The 22,181-nt window shown below is 64.7% G+C and carries 24 protein-coding genes, 2 tRNA genes and 8 pseudogenes; 13 read left to right on the top strand and 21 right to left on the bottom strand.

Features of this window, described 5'->3' with window-relative positions; genetic code table 11:
• Positions 1-25 precede the first annotated feature (25 nt).
• From gyrA to K0H76_RS01730, 5 genes and pseudogenes are all read left to right on the top strand, one after another.
• Positions 26-2,637, top strand: a pseudogene (gene gyrA / locus K0H76_RS01750) (DNA gyrase subunit A).
• A 237-nt stretch (positions 2,638-2,874) separates the two neighbouring features.
• Positions 2,875-3,327: pseudogene (locus tag K0H76_RS01745) on the top strand (DUF3566 domain-containing protein); the annotation flags it as partial.
• A 92-nt stretch (positions 3,328-3,419) separates the two neighbouring features.
• Positions 3,420-3,493: transfer RNA gene (locus K0H76_RS01740), tRNA-Ile, on the top strand.
• A gap of 16 nt (positions 3,494-3,509) precedes the next feature.
• Positions 3,510-3,620: a DLW-39 family protein gene (locus K0H76_RS01735; RefSeq protein WP_258935302.1), complete on the top strand. Its 111-nt coding sequence runs from the start codon at positions 3,510-3,512 to the stop codon at positions 3,618-3,620.
• Between the two features lie 29 nt (positions 3,621-3,649).
• Positions 3,650-3,722 (top strand) — tRNA-Ala (locus K0H76_RS01730).
• A 158-nt stretch (positions 3,723-3,880) separates the two neighbouring features.
• Here the strand turns inward: K0H76_RS01730 and K0H76_RS01725 are convergent.
• On the bottom strand, positions 3,881-4,090 hold the full coding sequence (locus K0H76_RS01725; RefSeq protein ID WP_258934241.1) for a YdeI/OmpD-associated family protein: 210 nt from the start codon (positions 4,088-4,090) through the stop codon (positions 3,881-3,883).
• A 23-nt stretch (positions 4,091-4,113) separates the two neighbouring features.
• Positions 4,114-4,509: a RidA family protein gene (locus K0H76_RS01720; protein ID WP_258934240.1), complete on the bottom strand. Its 396-nt coding sequence runs from the start codon at positions 4,507-4,509 to the stop codon at positions 4,114-4,116.
• Positions 4,510-5,820: 1,311 nt separating this feature from the next.
• On the opposite strand from K0H76_RS01720, the gene K0H76_RS01715 reads away from it, so the two are divergent.
• Positions 5,821-6,183, top strand: coding sequence for a hypothetical protein (locus K0H76_RS01715; RefSeq protein ID WP_258934239.1), 363 nt, complete (start codon positions 5,821-5,823; stop codon positions 6,181-6,183).
• A 185-nt stretch (positions 6,184-6,368) separates the two neighbouring features.
• Here the strand turns inward: K0H76_RS01715 and K0H76_RS01710 are convergent, their stop codons facing one another.
• Genes K0H76_RS01710 through K0H76_RS01700 form a run of 3 tightly spaced genes read right to left on the bottom strand, consistent with a single transcriptional unit; the run spans position 6,369 to position 7,296 of the window.
• Entirely contained in the window at positions 6,369-6,809 is a 441-nt protein-coding gene (locus tag K0H76_RS01710; protein ID WP_258934238.1) for a substrate-binding domain-containing protein, read from the bottom strand.
• Positions 6,809-6,961 carry a hypothetical protein gene (locus tag K0H76_RS01705; protein ID WP_258934237.1) on the bottom strand — a complete coding sequence of 51 codons (153 nt, stop codon included), beginning with the start codon at positions 6,959-6,961 and terminating at the stop codon, positions 6,809-6,811. Before K0H76_RS01705 ends, K0H76_RS01710 begins: the two co-directional genes overlap by 1 nt.
• Positions 6,962-6,981: 20 nt before the next feature.
• Complete coding sequence (locus K0H76_RS01700; RefSeq protein ID WP_258934236.1) at positions 6,982-7,296, bottom strand: LysR family transcriptional regulator; 315 nt, start codon at positions 7,294-7,296, stop codon at positions 6,982-6,984.
• Positions 7,297-7,638: 342 nt separating this feature from the next.
• On the opposite strand from K0H76_RS01700, the gene K0H76_RS01695 reads away from it, so the two are divergent.
• The 3 genes from K0H76_RS01695 to K0H76_RS01685 all read left to right on the top strand — a co-directional run bounded on the left by K0H76_RS01695 (position 7,639) and on the right by K0H76_RS01685 (position 8,900).
• Positions 7,639-7,881 carry a hypothetical protein gene (locus K0H76_RS01695; RefSeq protein WP_258934235.1) on the top strand — a complete coding sequence of 81 codons (243 nt, stop codon included), beginning with the start codon at positions 7,639-7,641 and terminating at the stop codon, positions 7,879-7,881.
• Entirely contained in the window at positions 7,881-8,294 is a 414-nt protein-coding gene (locus tag K0H76_RS01690) for an EamA family transporter (RefSeq protein ID WP_258934234.1), read from the top strand. The genes K0H76_RS01695 and K0H76_RS01690 overlap by 1 nt, the downstream gene beginning before the upstream one ends.
• Before the next feature lie 312 nt (positions 8,295-8,606).
• Positions 8,607-8,900 carry a hypothetical protein gene (locus tag K0H76_RS01685; protein ID WP_258934233.1) on the top strand — a complete coding sequence of 98 codons (294 nt, stop codon included), beginning with the start codon at positions 8,607-8,609 and terminating at the stop codon, positions 8,898-8,900.
• A 356-nt stretch (positions 8,901-9,256) separates the two neighbouring features.
• On the opposite strand, the gene K0H76_RS01680 is transcribed toward K0H76_RS01685, so the two are convergent.
• The 14 genes and pseudogenes from K0H76_RS01680 to K0H76_RS01615 all read right to left on the bottom strand — a co-directional run.
• Complete coding sequence (locus K0H76_RS01680) at positions 9,257-9,388, bottom strand: putative transporter small subunit (RefSeq protein ID WP_210410160.1); 132 nt, start codon at positions 9,386-9,388, stop codon at positions 9,257-9,259.
• A 2-nt stretch (positions 9,389-9,390) separates the two neighbouring features.
• Positions 9,391-11,099 (bottom strand): annotated as a pseudogene (locus K0H76_RS01675) (sodium:solute symporter family protein).
• 258 nt (positions 11,100-11,357) lie between these two features.
• Positions 11,358-11,687 (bottom strand): hypothetical protein, encoded by a 330-nt coding sequence (locus K0H76_RS01670; RefSeq protein ID WP_258935301.1) that lies wholly within the window; start codon positions 11,685-11,687, stop codon positions 11,358-11,360.
• Between the two features lie 14 nt (positions 11,688-11,701).
• A complete protein-coding gene (locus K0H76_RS01665; protein ID WP_258934232.1) occupies positions 11,702-11,989 on the bottom strand; it encodes a TetR/AcrR family transcriptional regulator in 288 nt (95 codons plus the stop codon).
• 78 nt (positions 11,990-12,067) lie between these two features.
• Positions 12,068-13,108 (bottom strand): DctP family TRAP transporter solute-binding subunit, encoded by a 1,041-nt coding sequence (locus tag K0H76_RS01660; protein ID WP_258934231.1) that lies wholly within the window; start codon positions 13,106-13,108, stop codon positions 12,068-12,070.
• A gap of 17 nt (positions 13,109-13,125) precedes the next feature.
• Positions 13,126-13,368, bottom strand: a complete 243-nt coding sequence (locus K0H76_RS01655) for a hypothetical protein (RefSeq protein ID WP_258934230.1) — start codon at positions 13,366-13,368, stop codon at positions 13,126-13,128.
• Between the two features lie 237 nt (positions 13,369-13,605).
• Positions 13,606-13,851 carry a hypothetical protein gene (locus K0H76_RS01650; RefSeq protein WP_258934229.1) on the bottom strand — a complete coding sequence of 82 codons (246 nt, stop codon included), beginning with the start codon at positions 13,849-13,851 and terminating at the stop codon, positions 13,606-13,608.
• Complete coding sequence (locus tag K0H76_RS01645) at positions 13,812-13,958, bottom strand: hypothetical protein (RefSeq protein WP_258935300.1); 147 nt, start codon at positions 13,956-13,958, stop codon at positions 13,812-13,814. Before K0H76_RS01645 ends, K0H76_RS01650 begins: the two co-directional genes overlap by 40 nt.
• A gap of 60 nt (positions 13,959-14,018) precedes the next feature.
• Positions 14,019-14,650 (bottom strand): annotated as a pseudogene (locus K0H76_RS01640) (TRAP transporter large permease subunit).
• A gap of 103 nt (positions 14,651-14,753) precedes the next feature.
• Positions 14,754-15,754 (bottom strand): annotated as a pseudogene (locus tag K0H76_RS01635) (TRAP transporter large permease subunit).
• A 221-nt stretch (positions 15,755-15,975) separates the two neighbouring features.
• Complete coding sequence (locus K0H76_RS01630) at positions 15,976-16,266, bottom strand: hypothetical protein (protein WP_258935514.1); 291 nt, start codon at positions 16,264-16,266, stop codon at positions 15,976-15,978.
• Between the two features lie 103 nt (positions 16,267-16,369).
• The gene (locus K0H76_RS01625) at positions 16,370-16,504 is read right to left on the bottom strand and encodes a hypothetical protein (protein ID WP_258935513.1); all 135 of its coding nucleotides are present in this window, start codon (positions 16,502-16,504) and stop codon (positions 16,370-16,372) included.
• Positions 16,505-16,634: 130 nt separating this feature from the next.
• Positions 16,635-16,940: pseudogene (locus K0H76_RS01620) on the bottom strand (hypothetical protein); the annotation flags it as partial.
• 83 nt (positions 16,941-17,023) lie between these two features.
• Positions 17,024-17,665 (bottom strand): annotated as a pseudogene (locus tag K0H76_RS01615) (sugar phosphate isomerase/epimerase); the annotation flags it as partial.
• 283 nt (positions 17,666-17,948) lie between these two features.
• Between K0H76_RS01615 and K0H76_RS01610 the strand changes: the two are divergent.
• Complete coding sequence (locus K0H76_RS01610; protein ID WP_258934228.1) at positions 17,949-18,179, top strand: CinA family protein; 231 nt, start codon at positions 17,949-17,951, stop codon at positions 18,177-18,179.
• A 273-nt stretch (positions 18,180-18,452) separates the two neighbouring features.
• Here K0H76_RS01610 and K0H76_RS01605 read toward each other — a convergent pair.
• Positions 18,453-19,975, bottom strand: a pseudogene (locus tag K0H76_RS01605) (SulP family inorganic anion transporter).
• 529 nt (positions 19,976-20,504) lie between these two features.
• Here K0H76_RS01605 and K0H76_RS01600 point away from each other — a divergent pair.
• Complete coding sequence (locus K0H76_RS01600) at positions 20,505-20,720, top strand: hypothetical protein (protein ID WP_258934227.1); 216 nt, start codon at positions 20,505-20,507, stop codon at positions 20,718-20,720.
• 16 nt (positions 20,721-20,736) lie between these two features.
• Here K0H76_RS01600 and K0H76_RS01595 read toward each other — a convergent pair whose 3' ends face one another.
• Entirely contained in the window at positions 20,737-21,135 is a 399-nt protein-coding gene (locus K0H76_RS01595) for a GNAT family N-acetyltransferase (RefSeq protein ID WP_258934226.1), read from the bottom strand.
• A 50-nt stretch (positions 21,136-21,185) separates the two neighbouring features.
• Here K0H76_RS01595 and K0H76_RS01590 point away from each other — a divergent pair, with 50 nt between their 5' ends.
• Together K0H76_RS01590 and K0H76_RS01585 are read left to right on the top strand one after the other, a co-directional pair.
• A complete protein-coding gene (locus K0H76_RS01590) occupies positions 21,186-21,725 on the top strand; it encodes a hypothetical protein (RefSeq protein ID WP_258934225.1) in 540 nt (179 codons plus the stop codon).
• A gap of 32 nt (positions 21,726-21,757) precedes the next feature.
• Positions 21,758-22,114, top strand: a complete 357-nt coding sequence (locus K0H76_RS01585; protein WP_258934224.1) for a hypothetical protein — start codon at positions 21,758-21,760, stop codon at positions 22,112-22,114.
• Positions 22,115-22,181 lie beyond the last annotated feature (67 nt).

Genomic DNA, 22,181 nt, shown 5'->3' with positions numbered 1-22,181 from the left:
CGCTGAAGAAAGAGCACACAGACATATGACTGACACCCCAGAGAACCCCCAGAACGAAGCAGGGCAGCAGCGCGAAAGCGCGGCGCCCCTGGAGGGCACCATCGTCGAGACGGACCGCATCGAGCAGGTGGATCTCCAGACGGAGATGAAGCGGTCCTACCTGGACTACGCCATGGCCGTCATCGTCGGCCGTGCCCTGCCGGACGTGCGCGACGGGCTGAAGCCTGTTCATCGGCGCGTCCTGTACGCGATGTACGACGGGGCTTCCGCCCGGACCGCTCCTTCAACAAGTGCGCCCGCGTGGTCGGCGACGTGATGGGCTCTTACCACCCGCACGGCGACATGGCGATCTACGATGCGCTCGTCCGGCTCATTCAGGACTGGGTGATGCGCTACCCGCTGGCGGCCGGTCAGGGAACTTCGGCTCGCCGGGCAACGATGGGGCAGCGGCGCCTCGATACACCGAGACCAAGATGGCGCAGCTGGCCATGGAGATGGTCCGGGACATCCACGAAGACACCGTGGACTTCCAGGACAACTACGACGGCAAGCAGCAGGAGCCGGTGGTCCTGACCAGCCGGATCCCCAACCTGCTGGCCAACGGCTCCTCCGGCATCGCGGTCGGCATGGCCACCAACATCCCGCCGCACAACCTGCGCGAGCTCGCCGACGGTGTGCACTGGTACCTGCAGAACCCGCAGGCCAGCCGCGAGGAGCTGCTGGAGGCGCTGCTGGAGCGCATCAAGGGGCCTGACTTCCCCACGGGCGCGCAGATTCTCGGCATCCGAGGGATCGAGGACGCCTACCGGACCGGTCGCGGTTCGATCACGATGCGGGCAGTGGTCAGCGTCGAGGAGCTTCAGGGCCGCACGTGCCTGGTGGTCACTGAGCTTCCGTACCACGTCAATCCTGACAAGCTCGCGGAGAAGATCGCTGACCTGGTGCGCGATGGCAAGGTCGGCGGGATCGCGGAGATCCGCGACGAGTCCTCCGGCCGCACCGGACAGCGGCTGGTTGTGGTGCTCAAGCGCGACGCGGTCGCGAAGGTGGTGCTGAACAACCTCTACAAGCACACCAGCCTGCAGGAGAACTTCTCCGCGAACATGCTGGCCCTCGTGGACGGTGTGCCCCGGACTCTGAGCCTGGACGCGTTCATCCACCACTGGGTGATGCACCAGATCGAGGTCATCGTCCGTCGCACGAAGTTCCGCCTGGGCAAGGCTGAGCGGGAGGCGCACATCAAGGTGGGCCTGCTCAAGGCGCTGGACGAGATCGACCGGGTGATTGAGACGATTCGGGCCTCGGCCAACGTCGAGGAGGCCCGTGAGGGCTGAAGCAGCTCCTCGACATCGACGACGAGCAGGCGACGGCCATCGTCGACATGCAGCTCCGCCGCCTGGTCGGCCTGGAGCGCCAGCGTCTGCAGGATGAGTACGACGAGCTGATGCGCCTCATCGCTGAGTACAAGGAGATCCTCGCGAGCGAGGATCGGCAGCGTCAGGTCATCGGTGAGGAGCTCGAGGCCATCGTCGACAAGTTCGGCGACGAGCGGCGCACCCACATTCTGCGCGGGTACGACGGCGACATGTCCATGGAGGACCTCATCCCTGAAGAGGACGTGGTGGTCTCCGTCACCCGGGACGGGTACGTCAAGAGGACCCGGATCGACAACTATCGCGCACAGCACCGCGGCGGTGTGGGGGTGCGCGGAGCGCAGCTGCGGGCGGACGACGTGGTCGAGCACTTCTTCGTCACCACCACGCACCACTGGATCCTGTTCTTCACGAACCTCGGACGGGTCTACCGGACCAAGTGCTACGAGCTGGTGGAGGCCGGGCGTGACTCCAAGGGCCAGCACGTGGCCAACATCGTCGCCTTCCAGCCTGACGAGCACATTGCCGGTGTGCTGACGCTGAAGAACTATGACGACGCGGACTACCTGGTGCTCGCCACGAAGGGCGGCCTGGTCAAGAAGACCAAGCTGACCGACTACGACACTCCCCGCCAGGCGGGAGTCATCGCCATCAACCTTCGCGAGGACGATGAGCTGGTCTCGGCCAAGCTCGTCTCCGCTGAGGACGATCTGATGCTCGTCTCCCGCAAGGGTCAGTCCCTGCGGTTCACGGCGTCGGACGAGGCCCTTCGGCCGATGGGCCGCGCCACTTCCGGTGTGACGGGCATGAAGTTCCGTGAGGACGACGAGCTGCTGACCGCCGATGTGGTCACGGCTTAGCTCCTTCGTTCTGACGGTGACCGAGGTGGGTTCGCCAAGCGCACGGACGTGAACGACTATCGCGTGCAGGGCCGCGGCGGACTGGGCATCAAGGTGGGCAAGTTCGCTGAGGAGCGCGGCAACCTGGTCGGCGCCATGGTGGTCGAGGAGGACGACGAGGTGCTTGTGGTCATGGCCTCCGGCAACGTGGTCCGATCACCCGCCAGCGGCGTGCTTAAGCACGAGGACGCGACACCATGGGTGTGATCTTCGCCAAGCCCAGGAAGAAGGACCGGATCCTGAAGGTGGCCAAGGCCGCAGGTGCCGCGCTTGAGGCGGCCGGTGAGGCTGCTGAGGACGAGGCCGCTGAGGGCGACGGCGAAGAATCTCAGGGACAGGCTGAACCTGCTGGGCAGGAGCGTTAGGACTATGCAGTACCGTGGTCTCTCGATCATGACCTATGGGACTCAAGATGGAGGTCTCCCGTGAGCGAAACCCCGGACGGCACCGGCGGCAACAACCCGTCGACGAGCCGGTTCCCCGCCCCGCGCCCGCGGGCATCCTCCGTCCAGGAGACCAGTGCGACGAAGTAGGCGCCGCGGCCCCAGTCCGCTGGAGCCCGTCCGCAGGCCGCACCGCGGCCCCAGTCAGGTGCGGCTCCGCGTCCTCAGGGCGGTGCACGCCCCCAGCCGCGCGCCGGGCAGCGTCCGCAGCCGCAGCTGGTTCGGCCTACGCCTAAGGCGAAGGTGCGCAAGGCCCGCCTGCTGGTGTCACGGGTGGACCCGTGGTCAGTGCTGAAGATGAGCTTCCTGCTGTCGGTGGCCATGGGCATCATGATGGTGGTCTGTGCTGTGACCATCTGGACGGCCATGGACGTCACGGGCATCTTCGACCGGGTCAATGAGCTCGGCGAGCAGGTCCTCGGGGCTGAGGCCGGGGGTCTTGGATTCCAGATCGAGGAGATTGTGAGTGTGGGACAGGTGGCGTCATTCGCGACGATCATCTCAGTGGTGAACGTAGTGCTGCTGACGCTGCTGTCCATGCTGGCCGCGGTGCTGTACAACTTCAGCGCCTCCCTGGTCGGCGGCGTGGGCGTCACGCTGACGGACGACTGAGTCGACGCCTGGGTTGGCGGCCGCAGAATTTGTGGGCGCGGACCGAGCTGGTGTAACGTGTAGTGGTCGCCCAGAGGGCGAATAAGGAAAAGGGGCGTATAGCTCAGGCGGTTAGAGCGCATCGCTGATAACGATGAGGTCCGAGGTTCAAGTCCTCGTACGCCCACTTGAAGAAACTGATTGTGGCAGCCGCGGCTGCAGTTTACGCGCTCGCTTACCGCGAGTGGCGCAAGAATGAGAAGAACCGCAGTATCTGGGCTGACGCTACTGATACGGTGGATAAGCAAAACTGAATACCCGGTGCTCATGCCAGCACCAGTACGGGGCCTTAGCTCAGTTGGTAGAGCGCCTGCTTTGCAAGCAGGATGTCAGGAGTTCGAGTCTCCTAGGCTCCACAGTTTGGTTGGATGCGGATTATCGCCCGCATTGGACGCGAAAATAGCAAAACCCCAGGTCAGAGCCCCTCTCCCCAGTTGGAGAGGGGCTCTTTCGTGTCTGGTCTGAGCCACCCCATGGTGCGACGCCAGTGATCCTTGTCGCCGGAGCACGCGAATCATCGGTCGGATGGCCTGTGTCGCATCCCCATATAGATCCCGCCCTTCTGCAATTCGTTCAGCATCTGCGTGATTCGCTTCTCTCGCGTCTCGGGGCGCTTTGCCCCACCAACCCATGCGAGGTAGTCGTTGCGCTGGTAAGCCGGACGATCGTCGTATGCATCGCGCAGCCGGCGTTCGGTGAGGACTGCCGATATATCGTCTGGCATCTGCTGGACCGGTCTTCTCATTGTCATAGCGTCTCCGGTACAAGAGCCAGCGCTTCGATCTCCACCAGAACGCCGGGCCGCGCGAAGGAGTGAACGGTGAGGACCGTGACCGCGGCGGGGTTCGCACCCCAGATGTCGAACGCCGAGGCGTAGCTTACCCCAGCGTCAGCCCCAGCGGCAAGGTATACACCGAGTCGGGCGACATGGCTCGCGTCCGCCCCTGCCTCGGCGAGCACCGCTAGAACGTTCCGGAGAGCCTGCTTCGTCTGGTCCCCCAGGTCCGAGGAGACGAGTTGCCCCTCCTTATCGGTGCCGTTCTGTCCTCCGACGACGAGCAGCGAACCGCCTGTCACCAGCACACCCTGAGAGAAGGCAGGGTTGGTGTGCAGAGATGCGGGGTTGAGGTGAGTGAGGGTCATGAGCTGATCTCCTGTCGAGGTGGGTGTTCAGAATCAGTCCTTACACGGGAGGTGTCTCCACGTGCGCGCAGTGCCCGTATCTTGTGGCGGTTGCCACATCGTTGCATGGAGCACCACGCGCGATTCCCCGAACGTGAAGTGTCCAGGTACATCACTGCACAGTCGCCAGCACGGCAAACGCGCACTCGTTCAGACTGGCGGAGAGCACTGACGGCAGCCCGCGCAATCGTGGCGAGCAGCCGATCGGAAGTAACTGGCGGCTCTTTGCAGAGCTGAGGCGGCACGTCTGGGCGTGCCGCCCACTCATTGATCAAAGACACAGCCTCTTCGGGAACTCGATGGTTCTGGGAGACCGCGAACACCGACTCAGCTATCGCGTGCCGAAGCTCACGTGCTCGACCATAGTTCGATGCACTTACCGGCACGTCGGCCTCAAATCTCTCGCGCCACCACGTCGCGAGATCCTCCGGCTTGTGCCAGTGCTCCCAATCTGCAGGGCCTGGGAAGCCGCCCGTGTACGCAAAATCGAAAGCAACAGAGCCCGAGTCAAACCACCAGCGCTGCCCGTCGTGCGCAATGAACCACTGCCCACTCGATGGATCGAGGATCATGTAACTACCTTAACCGGTTACACCCGTAGGTAGCCTTTAAGAGGTTGAGCAGTCGCAGAGTGATGCCCATTTGTCATCTCCACAACGAGGACGCGCCAACGCTGCATGTTGATCGAACATGCCAGCGACAGCAGCGAGCATGTAGTAACTCACTTGGTCGGCAGTATCCCTCTCGACGCGGAGGAATGCGTCGCACAAGCGATTAATTTGAGCCGTGCGCCCCAGGTACGACACAGCATTCTTCTAACCTCCTCTGACTAATGGAATGCGCTATCCGGAGATGCTTTGCAAGCAGGGTGTCAGGAGTTCGAGTATCCCAGGCTCCACAGATAGAAGCACCCGATCAGAGCCCCTCTCTTTAGTTGGAGAGGGGCTCTTTCGCGTATGGGCGCGATCGCGTCAACAAGCACAGGGCTAGTGTCGTTCTCGCATTCTCCGCTCACGCTGCTCCGGCACTTACTCCCCGGGCCAGAGGTCACACGTGCCCTCGGCAAGAGTCGATTCCTCACAGCATGCACTGACATGCGCTATCGCGACAGCGGAGACGTTCGGCCAAAGACTCCGGTGGAACTATGGAGTTCGGAGGCAGCAGAGGGCCTTTTGACCCTTTCGCAGACGCCTTGAAGCGCGTTGACTAGTGACCCCGACCAGGCGAGCTGGTTTCGCAAAGTCCACTGACTCCCAGGGATACGAGGTCACGATGAAAACCCTCGCGCTGATAAGGCTTGCTTGGCGTATTACCGTTGGCGTCACACTCTTCAACGCAGTCACGGCTGTTGCGGGGTGTTGCGATCGCCCTCACCGGGGGCTCGGGATGCCAGCGTCGATGCTCTCCAATAGTTCCTTCGACTCCTTTCTCTGGCCTGGCATCATTCTGGTCGTGATTGTCGGCGGCACCCAGCTGGTGGCTGCAGTGCTCACCATCGCGCGACAGAGCTCGGCTCCGCTTTGGGTCGCTGTCGCCGGGTGCTCTATGGTCATCTGGATCTTCGTTGAAACCGTCCTCATTGAGGGTTCTCATGGCTGCAGGGACTCTACTTCGCGACAGGTCTCCTCCAGCTGATCCTGGTGATAGGCATACTGACCGCAGCCGCAAGGGGGAATACTGTCGTCTTCCTCATGGCGCAGCCCCGAGCCACTGGGCAAGAATGAGAGCGCGGCACGGGGCATCTTTGGGTGGGCAGCTGCGACCCTGTCGGGAGGCTCCATACCGGCGCCCGAGGCCGATGAACTATGTGATCCGCACCATCAAGCAGTGGGGACTGCTGCTGAGGGAGGGACGCCTGACGCAATCTGCTTGCCGATGCCGACGAGCCTACCCGTCACCTCTTGGACTGCTGATCGCGCATACCGATCAGGGCGGCTCAGAGCCACGATGGCCCGTTCAGAGCGAATCCCGGTGAGGGGCCGCAGAACCATCCCGCGATGCGGGCGGGTGGTGAACCGTGGAAGCAGAGCAATGCCCTGCCCCGCGACCACCAGTGATTGGACCAAACGGTTGTCCCGCAGCCTGACAGTTCGTCGGATGCTGCGTCCGGTCACCTGCTCAACAGCAACCGGGATCGAATCGAAGGGGTACCGTGCTGGGACCCCGACCCACGCGAAGCGGCTGACGTCATCAGGGCTCAGACTGTTCAGGGCCGCCAAAGGGTGCTTCTCAGGCACAGCAATATCCAGCGGCTCTCGCATCAGCAGAGTGCTGACCAGATCTGAGGCACCTGCTGGCGCGTCCCCGTCACACTGTGGCCGATCACGATGTCAGCATCCAGAGCCTGTGCGGCGAAATCTTCCTCAGCGAGATCGAAATCATCGAGCTCCAGCTGAATCTCGGTGTCGGCCAACTCGGCGAACAGGGGCGGAATCAGGCTCTCGCGGCACTGGGCAGCGTGCCGATCCTGACCGTTCCGCGGGGAGCGCCGGAGGATTCATCCAACCGTGCCTGCAGCTCAGCGATCCGCTGAAGAATATCCTCAGCGCCGTCAGCCAGCAGTTGGTAAGCTGCCGTGAGGCGGATCCCTCTGGAATCCGGCTCCACCAGCTTGGCTCCCATGTCGCGCTCAGCAGTGCGCAGCTGCTGCGACAGCGCCGAGGGCGTGCGGTGAGTAGCAGCGGCTACCGCTGCCAGACTTCCTCGCCGGGAGATGTCCCTCAGCAGCTCAAGATGGCGAACCTCCATGTAGGAAGACTACAGAGACACTTAACGAACAATCAGTAGACCTACTGAGTCACCTCCGCCATGATACTGAGGTGCCGCTTCGCCATATCCTGCTCGCTCTGACTGTGGTCACCATGTGGGGCCTGAACTTCATCGCCATTCATTTCTCCCTGGAGCACTTCCCGCCCCTGTTCCTGGCAGGGCTGCGCTTTGGGCTCCTGGCCCTCCCCGCTCTGCTGTTCGTCCCTGGCCAGGGGCCAGAGTCAGGTACCTCCTGGGCTACGGACTCGGATTCGGCACCCTGCAGTTTTTCGGCCTCTATCTGGGAATGGCGGCCGGATTCCCGCTGGCCTGGCCTCACTGGTGCTGCAGGCCTCAGCGCCCTTCACCGTGCTGATGGGAGCGCTGCTGCTGCGCGAGAGCATCACTGGACGCCGGGCCCTGGGCATCGCAGTCGCAGTCAGCGGCCTGCTCATCGTCGGCCTCTCCCGGGGAAGCATCGACGGCTGGGCTCCATTCCTCCTGGTGGTCCTCGGCGCCTTCGGGTGGGCATTGGGGAACCTGGCGTCCCGACAGGCACAGACAGACCGCCCCTCGCCCTGGTGATGTGGATGACCGTGGTGCCGCCGCTGCCCCTCTTTACCGTCTCCCTGCTGGTCGAGGGGCCGGAGCAGATAGCGGGCGCTGTCGCTGCGTCGTGGAGCATGCAGGCATTGCCCGGGTGGGGCGGATTGGTCTACACCATGCTCTTCGGCACCATTCTCGGCTCCGGCATCTGGGTATGGCTCATGCGGCGGCACCCAGCCGGAGTGGTCGCGCCCTTCTCCATGCTGGTCCCGGTCGTCGGCATACTGGCTGCCTGGGCGGTGCTCGGCCAAGCTCCGACCTGGTTGCAACTCTTCGGCGGCGTTCTGGTGCTTGGAGGCGTTCTCTGGTCCTCGATGCGGTGGCCAGCAGGCCGCTCTCACAGGGAGCCTCCCGGTGGAGACCTCTGCAGCGAGCCGAGCCCTGACTCCTGAACCTCAAGGCTGAATGGGGCTGCGGCCTCAGTGGGTCACCGTCCTGGTGTCCCGGGATGTGCGTCGTATGCGGAGCAGCACCGTCGCGATCAGCACTGCCGCCGAGGCGAGGCTAAGCGCTCCAAACGACCACGGGCGACTCCAGGGAGCCGCCTGTACGACCCACAGCGATCCACCCCAGCCCCCAGGCGATCGCCAACGACGGCGCGATGCGTCCTCGAGCCCACGTGGCCAAAGCAATGCCTATGCCTGCTGCGACGAAGGCGACAGCCCCAGCGGCCCACTCCCAGCCCGGAAACTGGCCAACCCCACGTGGCAACCCACGCGGCAATGTTCGCCACGGTGGCGACGCACACCCACCCCAGGTACAGGCCGAACGTTCCGTCGGTCACGAGAAGATCGAGCCAGCTGCCGGAGCGCGTTCCTACCAGCAGAACAAGAATCCGCACCAGGACAGCAAGAAGCAGGACGATCACCACCACGCTGGCCGTGACGCTTCCCAACTGCACTGCCCAGATCCACGCCGCGTTGAGCAGAGCCGAGGCCGCAGCCCACGGCCGCAGCGAGACGTGCCGGGCGGTGCGCCGCGGAGACGGCAGCAGCTGATAGATCGCGTACGCCACGAGCCCGGTGTAGATGACGCTCCAGATGCTGAACGCCGGGCCTGCGGGGGCCAGCGGAGTGGCATCGGCAGAGAGCGCGCCTCCTGCGGCCTCGTCGATCGGAGTGCCCCCAGCGCCCCGCTGCCGAAGAACGCGGCGATCGTGGCAACCACCACGGCGAGGGCCGTCAGGCTTGCCGCCAGCACCCCATTCGAGCTCATCCTCATACTTCTCCTGTGATCGTCGGCCGGTCGAACGAGCCTACTGAGGGCTCCTCCTCGGAGGCTGGGCACCGAACAGACGTGTGGGCTCCTGGACCGATCCTCAGTCCAGGAGCCCACACGCATACAGCGGGACCGGTCAGATGATGCTTCGGCCCTCTTGGCGGGCTTGGCGCCAGTCCTTGACGAATCCGCGCACGAGTACGGCGAAGACGCCGAGAACTACTACTGGCCACATGAGGACATAGATGGTCATCAGCAGGGTCTCCATGATCAAGCCTCCTTTCCGGGTGCATTCGCAGTGGAAGCCGCATGGGCCGCTTCAGGGCGTTCCTCCGCGGCCATCGATGATGGGGCCTCGTCGAAGTTGCCGACGCGGTCCCTGATCGAAGCGAAGTCGAAGGTCCTGCTGTTGGGCAGGCACATGGCCAGCACAATCAGTGTGCTCACCGAATAGGCCACCAACGAGGCGCTCAGCACGGTGAACTCATGCAGCGAGCCGATGGCGAACGGCAGCGTCGCCGCAGCGGTCACGACGCCCGTGATCTGGCCGACGCGCATCCCGAAGAAGCCGAAGGCCATCAGTCCCAGAATCACACCCGCACCGAGGGCGGCGAGGACGTCCACAGCAAGGGTGATGGGGAGAGCATCGGGCAGCCACTCGAAGCGGACCGGAATGAAGACGGCCAGGGCGACGACGACGGCCACCACGAACCCGGCGTTGGTGATCTTCTGCCAGTAGAAGCTGGCGATCACCGGGAAGACCAGCGCACCCCACAGAGCGCCCACAAAGACGAGCATGTCGAGGATGTCTAGCTGCATGCCCGCCAGCACCACCGCGGCGGTGGTGGCCACAATCATGGTCACCCGGCCCACCATCAGCATCACCTTGGGGTTGACCTTGCGGCGGGAGGCGATGTTCTGCCCGTAGATGTCCGCCATCACGATGGAGGACAGTGCGGAGAGGTCGGAGTCGGCGGTGGAGGACAGTGCGCCGACGATCATGATCAGGAACAGCGCCACCAGAACGGTGGGCAGATACTCAGCCGCCATCTGCGGAATGATGTTGTTCGAGTCTCCATCCAGCGGCTCCATGCCGAGGTAGAGGGCCAGCACTCCGAGCATGCCCACGCCGATGACCATGCCGCCGTAGCCGATGGTGGCGGTGATGAAGGTCGGCTTGATCAGGTCCTCGCGCACAGCGAAGAGGCGCTGGGCGATGGTCTGGTTGCCGATGGCGTAGGCCAGCACGGCCGCGATGTACGGCGCCCCTGCTCCATGAACGCCGTGGACGAGAAGAAGTTGGACTGCTGCGGCGTCAGGTTCTCCGGAGCCTCGAAGGCGCCGGGGAAGCCCGCGGCGAAGAAGATGATCGGAATGATGAGGCCCACCAGGAGCATCATGGCCAGCACCTGCATGAAGTCGGTCAGGGCGGAGGCGCGGAACCCGGACCAGAAGGTGTAGAGCAGCACACCGGTGGCGACCAGGAGCACACCCTGCACGAAGGACAGCGGGGAGAACAGGGCGATGAGCGCGCCGTTTACCACCAGGTTGCTCATCAGGAGATGAGGCTGCCCACCACGTTGGAGCTTAGCGAGCATCAGCTGACTCGAGCTGCCGTGACGGGCCCGCATCACCTCGGCCAGGGTGTGGGCACGCGGGGCGACCTGCCGAATGCGGCGGCCGAAAGGGTAGATGAAGAGGATCATGAAGGCGCCCCAGAGGCCGTAGTGGATGGGGCCGGAGATTCCGTAGGTGTAGCCGGAGGTGGCAGAGGCGTACATCGATGAGGCCCAGATCCAGGTGGCCGTCATGCTCGCGGCGGCGATGCCGAAGCCGACGCTGTTGTTTACCGTCATGTACGCGTCCGCGTTCTCCTTCTTTCTGCGGATCCGCAGCGCCACATAGAGCGTGACGCCGTAGAACGCTCCGAGGAGCAGGAGCACCGCCGGGGTGCTCAGAATGGGCGACGAGTTTTCCATTCGTTCCTTCCGTATGTGTACCCAAGGCAGCCTGAGCCGACGTTTCAGTATTTATCCAGGCAGTTCTCACGCGACTACCAGGGTCGCGCCCGGCTCATAGTAAGGGCTGCCCATGTGCACGGGTGCACCGCAGAAGAGAGGGCGCATGGCGCTGCTTCGTTGCCATCATGCGGAAGGACGGCACACGACAGCCTACCAGAAATGCCGAAAAAGTGATCTATGCCACACAAAAGGCCGCTCTGCGGCCTTTTCCCACGATCAGAGGCGGGCCCAGGCGAGGACGGCATCGCCGATGAGGCTTCGCATCTGGCTGCGGCGCTCCGGCGAGGCGAAATCAGCATCGAAGAGGTGGCTGAACGTGTGCTGGTTGGCGATCTGGAACACGCAGTAGGAGCTGATCAGCAGGTGCGTGTCCAGTGCGGTGACATCCTCGCGGAAGACCTTCTCGCGGTGACCCCGTCCAATGATCTCCTCCAGCAGCGCCACAGCTGGGCGGCCCATCTCCTGGACGGCCTTGATCTTGCGGATCGATTCGCCTCGGTGGATGTTCTCGATGGCCACGAGGCGGACGAAGTCGACGTTCTCCAGGTGGTGGTCGAAGGTCAGGTGAGCCAGCCGGCGCAGCGCATCGGTCGGGGGAGGTCGCCCACGTCGAGGCTCTGCTCAGCCTGCCGTATGCCCCGGTACGCATTCTCCAGGACAGCCAGGTACAGCTGCTCCTTGCCCCCGAAGTAGTAATAGATCATGCGTTTGGTGGTGCGAGTGCGGTCAGCAATCTCATCCACTCGGGCTCCTGAGTAGCCCATCTCAGCGAAGACGCCGGTGGCAACGGCCAGCACCTCAGCGCGTGTCTGCTCCGCGTCCCGAAGCCTTTCGTTGCCATGGACCATGACGTCACCTTACTGGCATGCTGCGGACGCCCGGGGCAGAGCCGCCGGGCGCCCGCAGCGCGTCGGTGTGCTCGCTCTCTACTCTGCTTCGCCCCGGATCGATTCGAAGACGGTCAGGGACTCGTCGTCAAAGTTCTCCTCGAAGTAGTCGAACGCCTGCTCGCGGAAAGCGTCGAGGTCCACATCCTCGACGACCTCAGGGGAGCCTTCGCTGCGCCATTCGTCCAGGATCTCCTCCTCCTGATCGGCGATGCACTCAGCGACCTGGTCCACGGCCATTTCGACGGAGTCCGTGAGGACCTGCTGCTGCTCGTCGTTCAGCTCGTCCCACACCTCGCCGATGATGACGAGGTTGGTGTTCTGCTGATGCGCGGTGAGGCTCACGTAGTCCTGCACCTCGTCGATGTTGTCGGCCGCGATGATGTTGGTGGGGTTCTCCTGCCCGTCGACCGCGCCCTGCTGGAGGGACAGGTAGATCTCCTCGAAGGCGACCTCCGTCGCGTTCGCGCCCAGGGCCTGAGCGTTCATGAGGTACTGGGGCGATCCCGGGAAGCGAATCTGCAGCCCTGAGAGGTCATCCGGCTCCCGGATGGGATCGTTAGCGGTGAAGTGACGGGATCCCGCGGACCACGCGCCCAGGGTGTGGATGCCCGTGGTGTCGCGGAAGTCAGCGATGACGTCCTCTGAGGCGCTGCTGTCCATGAAGGCTCTCAGGTGCTCCGCATCGTCGAAGGCGTATGCGGCGTCGAAGACGCTGATGGGCTCGTAGACCGCCCCGAGCGCCGAGGCCCCTTGGATGTCGATGTCGATGTCCCCGGAGGCGACGTCCGCGATCCGGTCGCTGTCCCCGCCGAGTGAGGACGAACCGTAGGTATCGATGGTGATGCCCGCGTCGGCTCCGTTGACCTCATCCTCGATGGTGGCGACTCCGCAGTCGACCATGGGCTGGCCCTCGTTGTAGCTGTGGGCCAGGGTGAGCGTGACAGCCTCGGAGTCGGAGTCAGCGTCGTCGCCGCAGGCGCTGAGGGCCAGCAGCGGAATGACCGCGGCTGCGCTTACCAGGGTGCGCTTCGGGCGGGTGGTGCGGGTGCTGCTGTGAGGGTGCTGCGAGGGGCGCATTGTCCCGTTCCTTTCAGTCAGTGCGTCGTTGCACGGTCTCTGATCGCCTCGGCGGCGACCATGTCATGGAGGTCGTTGAGCATGGCTGCCCGGTCGGCCGACTCTCCTGTGATGATTTCGAAAGCCTCTGCGGCTTGGTGCATGGCCATGCCGAGGCCCGAGATGGTGAAGGCTCCTCGAGCATCGGCGTGATGAAGGAGCTCCGTGTCGACGGGGCGGTAGACCACGTCGGCCACCCAGTGCCGCTGGTCGAGCAGCATGGGATCGAAGGGGTGCCCGGATGATGGGCCATTCCCAGTGGTGTGGCGTTCACCACGCCGTCCGCAGCCCGGATGAGGGCGGGAGCTCCTCGAGGGTCGCCGCCGCGGCGTCGAATCCGTGGGCGCGCCTCAGGCTGGAGGCGACCTCCTCAGACTTTGTCCGATCGACATCGACGATCGTGAGCTGCTCGGCGCCGTGGGTGACCAGCGCGTGGGCGACGGCCGACCCGGCGCCGCTTACCCTACGAGCACAGAGCGTCCGCAGGGGCGGCCCTGAAGCGAGTCCTCGAGGGAGGCCCGGAATCCGGTGACGTCCGTGTTGTGGCCGACGGTGCGCCCGTCTTCGGCAAAGGTGACGGTGTTCACGGCCCCGACCATGCGAGCGGTTAGCGCCAGCTCGTCGAGCAGCGGGATGACGATCTGCTTTGCGGGGAACGTGATGTTCAGGCCGTCGAAGCCCAGATCGCGGCACATCTTGAGCATGCTCGCGAGGCGATTCGGGGCGTCCTCGGACGGGGAAACTCGATAGGGCGGTACACGTAGCGCAGGCCGTGCCGCTGGCCTTCGAGCTCGTGGAGGGGCGGCGTCATCGACGGCCGGACGCCGTAGCCGATGAGCCCCGAGGATGCTTCGATCAAGCAGGGCAGGGCTCATAGGTCCAGGACCTCCGGAAGGAACAGAATAACGTCGGGAATGAGGATCACCAGCAGCAGGACCACGACAGCAGGAAGGGCGAACGGGACTGCGCCTCGGAACACCTCACCCACCCGTGTGTCCGATACGGCGGCGGTGACGAAGAGCGCAGTGCCCACCGGCGGAGTCAGCAGGCCGATCATCAGCGACATGATGAGGACCACGCCGAGATTGATCGGATCGATGCCGTACTGGGACGCAATCGGGAGCAGGATGGGAACCACCAGCACGAGGATCGCGGTGGAGTCCACCACCGTTCCGAGGATCAGCATGAGCAGAGAGATCAGCAGCAGGAAGACGATGGGCGACTCGGTGAGCCCGAAGAGCAGCTCGGTGAGCATCTGGGGAGACGCTCCCGCGCAAGGATGTGCCCCAGCAGCGCGGCGGCGGCCACGATGAGCATGATGCCCGCGGTGGTGATGACCGTCTCGCGCACTGATGCTCGAAAGCCGCTCCAGCTCAGCGAACGCGTGCCCACGGCTATCAGGAGCACGTAGACCACGGCGACGCTTACTGCTTCGGTGGGTGTGAAGAGGCCTCCGAGGATTCCTCCGAGGATGATCACAGGGGTGAGCGTAAGCAGGAGCACCCCTTTGACGGACGCCAGCAGTTCGGCGCGGTCGAAGCGTCCGGCCTTCAGGCCAGCTGGCGCCGCACCATGATGAAGACCACGACGCACAGTCCGACCGCCATCAGAAGCGCGGCACCACAGAGGCGGCAAAGAGCGCGCCGGTGGAGGCCGCGGCCAAGCCGGCGTAGATCACTGCGGGGATGGACGGGGGCATGATGGGCGCGATCAGCGACGACGACGCGGAGAGGCCAGTGGCGAAGCGGCGTGAGTATCCGTTGCGAAGCATGGCAGGTATTTGACCTTGCCCAGTGCGGCCGCGTCGGCCACCGCAGAGCCGGACATCCAGGAGAAGCCGACGCTGCCGCCCACGGTCACGTACCCCAGATTTCCCCGCACTTTGGCCAGAGCAGCCAGCGCGAACCTGAACAGCTTGTCCGCGAGTCCGGCGTGGTTCGCCAGGGAGCCGAGGAAGACGAACAGCGGGACGGCGAGCAGAGGGAAGCTCTGCGTCGCATCGGTCACCTGGCGCAGGCTGGTGCCGGTGGATTGGCCGGTCAGCAGCATGTAGGCCAGAGACGGGCCGAGGAAGGCGAACGCGACCGGCACCCTCAGCAGCAGCAGGACGGCGATGCCGACCCCGAGAAGCAGGAGGCTCATGCGATCTGCTCCTTGCCTTGAGACGAGGCCGTATCGGCGGCTGAGGCGGAGACGTATGGCCCGTGGCGCAGCACCGTCCAGGCCCCCAGCGCGGATCGGATGACCGTGCTGACCATGCCCAGGAGCACGGGGAGGTAGAACCAGGACATCGGCATGCGCAGCACGGGGATCGCAGCGCCCCTGGCTCTGGACCAGGGCGAAGGCCTCTCGCGCCAGCCCGGCGGCGATGACGGCTGTGACCACCAGGGCGAAGGCCTGCACGAAGCGCACGAACTGCGGCTTGGGCACGATGTCCAGCACTTCGAGGGTGATGTGCCCGCGCAGGGTGATCAGAACTCCTGCCAGTCCCAGCGTCAGCCACGCCAGTCCGAAGCGGGAGACTTCGCCGGTCCATGCGGCGGCGGTCACCGGCAGGTGCCGCTGGGCGGCCTGGGCGAAGACCAGGACGAGGATGACGAGCAGCATGCCGGCGCCGAAGGCCAGCTCGACGCGTGTGATGGCGTCGTGGAGCCTGCGCGTCAGCGGACGGCTGCGAGACGTGTCCGGGGAGACGTCTGGGGTGAGTCCGACACGGGACCTCCGATGCTTCGAATGTGGGCTGAATCACAAGATATTCATAATGTACTGTCTGGTACATACGGTGTCAAAGGTCACCCTGGGCCAGCGGATGGGGTCCTGCGGGGCGCTCAGCCGGGGTGCTGAGGCTCGCGCTGGGCTGCCAGGCGCACGGGTGCGTTGACGGCTCCGTACCCGTCGTACTGGCCGACCCGTTCCACCATCTCCAGGAACAGGCCGCCGAAGGTGCGCGTGTAGAAGTGGATGAAGGCGCCGTCGTGGTCCTCGTCGTACAGCAGGTCCAGGTCCTGAAGCCTGTCGAGGAACTCCGGATCGAGCCCCGTTCGCGCGTGGAGGTCTCGGTAGTAGTTGTCGGGCACGCCCAGGAACGACAGGCCATTCTCTCGTGCGCGCTGAGCCACCTCGAGGATCCCCGGCAGCGCACCGCGATGTGCCGGGGCGGCATCGCTGCGGTCGGCGGTGCAAGGTTCAGGGGCAGCCGCAGGATCTTGTCAGCGGTATGCATCACTTGGCTGCGCACCAGCCCTCGGGTCCTGCCACGTTCTCGCCCTTGTCTGTGCCCAGGCCCAGGACGCTGCGGAAGAACAGGACCGCCTCCTCGAAGTCGTGCCACCGGTAGGAGAGGTTGATGTGGTCCACCTGAGCATCCGAGCGCTGCTCCGCCTGCCCCCGCGGAACTCGGGGACCCAGCTGTCCTCGGCCTAAGCACATCGTTCATGAAGATGTGGGTACCGTCGGGTGCCTTCAGCGCCTTGAGGTCGTATTCGCCGGTGTAGGTGCGTCGGAATCCGCGCTCGGCCCCCAGGGCAAGCCCGCGAGCCATCACTGCCTCCACGTCGCGGACCGTCATCCCGATCCCGCTGAGCTGCGGCTCCGCCCCATGGCTCTGCTCGTTGAGGATGATGCGCGCATCGCCCCAAGACCACAGGCGGACCGGCTTGGTCTGATGCGTGCCCCGGAAGGTGAAGCCCAGATGATGGAGGGTCTCGTCCAGAGCGGTGAGGTCAGCACCCGTGATCTCGGCGAAGTCGACGGACTGGGGCTGGGGACCTCCGGCAGCCGGTCCGCGTCCCACCCATGGGCGGCTGATGCTTGGTCAGCCAGCCAGGTCAGCGAGCGCCTGGCGTGGGCCGCGGTGCTCCGCACGTCGGTCTGCCGGTAGGTATCGTTGAAGACCTCCAGGGAGATGGGGCCGGTGTAGCTAAGCGCGCAGGACGTGGCCGAGCAGTGCGGTGAGCCGGAACCCTCCCTCGCCGGGAAAGAGGCGATGGTGCCTGCTCCAGGAGAGGACGTCCATATCGAGCAGAGGTGCGTCCGCCAGCTGGAGGAAGAAGATCTTCTCCCGTCGATCTCTTCGATCTGGGACGGGTCGTGGCCTCGGGCCAGGATGTGGAAGCTGTCGAGGCAGGTGCCCAGGTTCGGCCGGTCCGCCATCGTGACCAATCGCCACGCATGTCGGTAGTCGTTGACGAACCGGCCCCATGCGAGGGCCTCGTAGGCGATGCGAATGCCGTACTGGGCGGCGAGGTCCGCGAGACGGCCCAACTGGGAGGCGGCCTCGGCGTCATCGTCCACTGTGGCTGTGCCTGCGTTGCTGCAGACCAGGACCAGGTCGGTCCCGAGACGACGCATCAGCTCGAACTTAGCCTCTGCCCGCCGCAGATTGTCGACGAACAGCTCCGGCTCGACACCCTCGATGTCGCGGAGGGGCTGGAACATATAGATGGCCAGGCCGAGGCGTTCGCTGAGCGCCCGTATCTCCTCCGGCGACTCATAGGCGACGGTGAGGTCTGTATCCATGACTTCCACTCCGTCGAAGCCTGCGGCAGCACAGGCATGGAGCTTCTCCGTGAGGCTCCCGGAGAGGCAGACAGTGGCGATCGAGGTGCGCATGGACGCAATGTACCAGTTGTTACATTAGAAATGTGATGTGAAGCACGTTGGCCTGCTTCTGGTTCGTGCGGGACCGGGGAATCACCGGGGAGCCCACGTCGTTAGGCTGGCACTGGGCGCGTACGTCTGCGCGCTCGCGCGAAGTGCGGCGCCCAGCCCGGGGATTCAACTCGTATAGGAGGTCACGGTCATGCAAAGCGTGGAGCGCCTGGAGGCGGAAGCATCCGAGGTCGTCGCTGACGTCGGAGCGGTCCTCGCCGAGTGGGAGCTGACCGTGGCCGTGGCCGAATCGCTGACCGGCGGCAAGATCGCCAATCAGTGTGCGGCCGCCAAAGGCTCCGGCGACTGGTTCGCCGGAGGAGTGGTGGCCTACCACTCGGACGCCAAGCACCGGGTCCTGGGGTCCCGGAAGGACCAGTGATTTCGCGCGAGGCCGTTGTCAGCATGGTCGAAGGGGTCACCAGCCTGTTCGGCACCGACGCGGGAGTCTCGGCGAGCGGCGCCATGGCCCTGATCAGCAGGAGGGCCAGGCCCCGGGACGACGTGGCTGGCCGCAGGCGTCTCCGGCACCATAGAGACGGAGCTCCACCACTTCTCCGGCGAGCCGCTCGAGATACTGGCCCAGACGGAGCTCTGCGCCCTCAAGCTGCTGCGCTCCGTGCTGAAGAAGCACACGACAGGGACGCGGAACTGATCAGTGTCCTGCGCCGAGCTTTCCGGCCATGCGCTCATGGAGTGCCGCGCTGGCTCGGTTCAGGCCAGAGATCTCTACGCGCTTGCCGTATTTGGCGTACTTCTCGGTGACGGCGTCCAATGACGCCACCGTGGAGGCGTCCCAGACGTGGGAGCTGTACATGTCGATCACGACGTGCTCGGGGTCCTCGGCGTAGTTGAACTGGGTGTAGAGGTCGTTTGAGGAGGCGAAGAACAGCTCACCCACCACCTCATACTTTGCGATGTCCTCGTCGAAGTGGCGCTCGATCCGGCGGTCGACAGTGACCAGGTGGGCGACTCGGCGAGCGAAGAGGACCATCGCAGCCAGCACGCCGAGACCAACGCCGATGGCGAGGTTGTGGGTCCACACAGTCGCTACGACGGTGATGACCATGACCGACGTCTCAGACTTGGGCATCATCTTCAGGGTGGAAGGCTTGATGCTGTGCCAGTCGAAGGTTGCGATAGAGACGAAGATCATCACCGCGACCAACGCGGCCATCGGAATCATCGCCACGATGTCGCCGAGTGCGACGGCGAGGATGAGCACGAAGAGTCCGGCGCAGAAGGTCGATATGCGGGTGCGCGCCCCGGAGGCTTTGACGTTGATCATGGTCTGGCCGACCATCGCGCAGCCGCCCATGCCGCCGAAGAATCCGCTGATGATGTTCGCAGCGCCCTGACCCCAGGATTCACGGACTTTTCCGGACCGAGTGTCGGTGACATCATCGACCAGCTTGGCCGTCATCAGGGATTCCAGGAGACCGACGGCAGCCATGCCCAGTGCGTAGGGAGCGATGATCTGGAACGTCTCCACTGTGAGCGGCACGTTGGGGATGAACAGCTCGGGGATCGACTGAGGCAGCTCACCCTTGTCCCCCACGGTGGGCACATTGAGCGCGAAGACCACGCCGATCACGGTCAGCAGCACGATCGCCACCAACGGCGGGGGCACCACCTTGGTGATGCGCGGCAGAAGGTAGATGACGACCAGTCCGAAGGCGACCATCGGGTAGACCAGCCACGGGACCCCGATCAGATCGGGAAACTGGGAGGTGAAGATCAGAATGGCCAGTGCGTTGACGAAGCCGACCATCACCGAGCGGGGATGAATCGCATGATCTTGGCTACGCCGATCAGCCCCATGATGACCTGAAAGACACCGGCCAGAATCACTGCGGCGATGAAATAGTCCAGGCCGTGGCTCTCCACAAGAGGTGCGACGACAAGCGCAGTGGCTGCGGTCGCCGCGGAGATCATCGCTTACCGACCTCCGAGGAAGGCGATGGAGACCGCCATGGTGAAGGATGCGAAAAGGCCGATGCGCGGGTCGACGCCAGCGATCAGTGAGAACGCTATGGCCTCAGGGATGAGCGCCAGGGCGACGACGAGCCCGGCCAGGATCTCGGTCTTGAGCAGACGCGGGGATCGAATCGTGCGCAGAACGGACTGGCGCTCTTCGGGTGACATGTCGGCGTCCGGCGCGACGGTGGAAGCGGCCATGGATCTCCGTTCGTTCTCATGGGCACGGGAGTGCCCGGGTCAGGATCTGAGGGTGCGCGCCGCAGTGCGCGCCAACAATAAGGAATCGGTTCGAGCGGGTCATGGCCCACGCGACCTCCAGTAACCCTAACCTCACGTAAGGGTAGAGTTGCAAGCCGTGTGACTGATCTCTCCCCTCAGGTGCCCCTGATATTCTTGAAGCGGCGCTTCCGGCGCCCTCGCGCAGTCGATGACGAAGTGCTCGTCTGACACATTCGCGGAGAGGACTGGCATGGGTCAGGACACGTCCGCGGTGGAGATTGCGCAACCGCCCCTGACTGGGGCTGTTGTGTTCACCATGCCGCGAATGCGGCGCGAGAGAAGGGCTGATTGCCATGTCCACACCCAAGACGGACAAAGCCGAGAAGGATCTGCAGGCTGTCCTCAGCAAGATTCACAGCATGCCTACCCCTATGCGGAGATCGGCGCGCGGCTTCACGAGACGATCATCAGCGCCGGTCCAAAGCTCAAGCCTCGCCTCTGGTACGGCATGCCCGGCTATGCCACTGGGCGGAGCACGCCGGTCGTGGTGTTCTTCCGGCTCGACGACGGCGTCATGACGCTCGGCCTGTCCGAGCACGCGCACGTTGAGCGGGAATCCCGAACCGCCCTCCGCCCATGCGCCTGGTACCTCGATGAGCTGGATGACTCCACGGTGGAGAAGGTTGCTGCTGTGGTGCGGACTGCATTCGAGCCGACCTCCTGATCGGGTCAGGCCGAGATCAGGCCTCCCGGGTGTAGAGCATGGTGTGCGCGCCGCCGGACGCGTGGAGCCCCATGTGGCGAAACCCGTTCCTCTCGTAGGTCTGCAGGGCTCGGTCGTTGCCCACCTCCACAGAGAGGCTCACCCCGGGCAGGCCCATGGCTTCCGCATGCCGCAGAGTCTCGCGAAGGAGCCGGGGCCCAAGCCCTCGGCCGGTGAATTCGGGGAGCAGGGCGATGGCCAGCTCCGAAAAGCGCTCCTCGACGAACCCATAGCCCGGCTCGTCAGCGGCGAAGGCGCGCAGCCAGGCGCCTCCTGCTGCGGTGCGCTCGCCGGTCTCCGTCAGCTCGAACATGCGCCCGAGGAAGCCGCGATTCGTTTCCTCAGCAGGCCGGAAGCGAACCTCTACGCTGTCCATAGAACGCACACTACCCGAGCTCCATGCCTGAGAGCGAGAATGAGCCCTCCATGACAGACAGCACCCTCAAGAGGCACTTCACCGGTGACTGCGCCCGGGAGCTCGCGGAGCGCATCCTGCCCGTGCTCCCGTCCTTCGACGCGGAAGGCTTTGTGCGCGAGGTCGACGAGGCGGTAGGTCCCCTCGAGCTCAAGGACCGCGTGCGGGCCCTGGCAGAGGGGGTCCGGAGCAGGCTTCCGGAGTCGTATCCGGAGGCTGTCGACGTCCTCGTGCGCTCCCTGGGCCCGGAGCTTCCTGACGCCGAGGGAACCATGAGCGCCGCATGGTTCCTCATGCCGGTGGCACGATTCGTCGAGATCTATGGGCTTCAGCACCCGGAGACCTCGCTGGCGGCGCTCGACGCAATCACCCGGCGCCACACTGCGGAGTACGCGATCCGTCCCTCTATGTGCGCCGGTCCGTCGCCAACGGTCTCAACGACATCTCCAAGGACAACCCAGCGCGCGCACTCTCAGCGGCAACGCAGTGGCTGGAGCAGAGCCCCACGGATCGGACGCGCTGGGTCGTCCGGCACGGACTGCGCTCACTGATCAAGGCCGGGGACGCCGGAGCCCTGGCCCTGGTGGACGCGACTCCCGACCGCTCAGTCGTCGTCGAGGCGCTCACCGTCTCACCGGAGGTCCTGCGCATCGGTGAGACGCTGACCATCGCCGCGGAAGTGCGCAACGTCTCCGACGAGCGTCGTGAAGCGGTCGTCGACTACACCGTCCACTTCCTCGGCGCGGACGGCAGCCTCCGTCCGAAGGTCTTCAAGCTCAAGCGGGTGATGCTCGAGCCCGGCGCCCGCGTGACGCTGACCAAGCGCCGCTCCTTCCGTCCCGTCAATGCCCGCACGCTCTATCCCGGACCGCACGCAGCGTCAGTGCAGGCCAACGGACAGCGCAGCGAGCAGGTCACTTTTGTGCTCGAAGAGGCCTGACGGCCAGCCTCCACCGCTCACCGAGAGCTTTGACCGCTCGCCGCAGGGCCGTCACCGACGTTATGTG

The organism is Nesterenkonia pannonica, from assembly GCF_019575955.1.
Lineage (GTDB): Bacteria > Actinomycetota > Actinomycetes > Actinomycetales > Micrococcaceae > Nesterenkonia > Nesterenkonia pannonica.
The sequence above is the reverse complement of the archived record's forward strand: the minus strand, read 5'-3'. Positions and strand labels throughout refer to the sequence as shown.

Excerpts from the sequence above, each read along its gene's own strand:
- K0H76_RS01710 (WP_258934238.1), bottom strand. The coding sequence starts at position 6,809 with ATGCGAGAGCCGCTGGATATTGCTGTGCCTGAGAAGCACCCTTTGGCG.
- K0H76_RS01610 (WP_258934228.1), top strand. The coding sequence starts at position 17,949 with ATGCAAAGCGTGGAGCGCCTGGAGGCGGAAGCATCCGAGGTCGTCGCT.
- K0H76_RS01600 (WP_258934227.1), top strand. The coding sequence starts at position 20,505 with ATGCCCGGCTATGCCACTGGGCGGAGCACGCCGGTCGTGGTGTTCTTC.
- K0H76_RS01720 (WP_258934240.1), bottom strand. The coding sequence starts at position 4,509 with ATGACCCTCACTCACCTCAACCCCGCATCTCTGCACACCAACCCTGCC.
- K0H76_RS01715 (WP_258934239.1), top strand. The coding sequence starts at position 5,821 with ATGAAAACCCTCGCGCTGATAAGGCTTGCTTGGCGTATTACCGTTGGC.
- K0H76_RS01660 (WP_258934231.1), bottom strand. The coding sequence starts at position 13,108 with ATGCGCCCCTCGCAGCACCCTCACAGCAGCACCCGCACCACCCGCCCG.
- K0H76_RS01665 (WP_258934232.1), bottom strand. The coding sequence starts at position 11,989 with ATGGTCCATGGCAACGAAAGGCTTCGGGACGCGGAGCAGACACGCGCT.
- K0H76_RS01655 (WP_258934230.1), bottom strand. The coding sequence starts at position 13,368 with ATGCTGCTCGACCAGCGGCACTGGGTGGCCGACGTGGTCTACCGCCCC.
- K0H76_RS01650 (WP_258934229.1), bottom strand. The coding sequence starts at position 13,851 with ATGCTCAAGATGTGCCGCGATCTGGGCTTCGACGGCCTGAACATCACG.
- K0H76_RS01690 (WP_258934234.1), top strand. The coding sequence starts at position 7,881 with ATGTGGATGACCGTGGTGCCGCCGCTGCCCCTCTTTACCGTCTCCCTG.
- K0H76_RS01680 (WP_210410160.1), bottom strand. The coding sequence starts at position 9,388 with ATGGAGACCCTGCTGATGACCATCTATGTCCTCATGTGGCCAGTAGTA.
- K0H76_RS01645 (WP_258935300.1), bottom strand. The coding sequence starts at position 13,958 with ATGACGCCGCCCCTCCACGAGCTCGAAGGCCAGCGGCACGGCCTGCGC.
- K0H76_RS01595 (WP_258934226.1), bottom strand. The coding sequence starts at position 21,135 with ATGGACAGCGTAGAGGTTCGCTTCCGGCCTGCTGAGGAAACGAATCGC.
- K0H76_RS01700 (WP_258934236.1), bottom strand. The coding sequence starts at position 7,296 with ATGGAGGTTCGCCATCTTGAGCTGCTGAGGGACATCTCCCGGCGAGGA.
- K0H76_RS01725 (WP_258934241.1), bottom strand. The coding sequence starts at position 4,090 with ATGCCAGACGATATATCGGCAGTCCTCACCGAACGCCGGCTGCGCGAT.
- K0H76_RS01590 (WP_258934225.1), top strand. The coding sequence starts at position 21,186 with ATGACAGACAGCACCCTCAAGAGGCACTTCACCGGTGACTGCGCCCGG.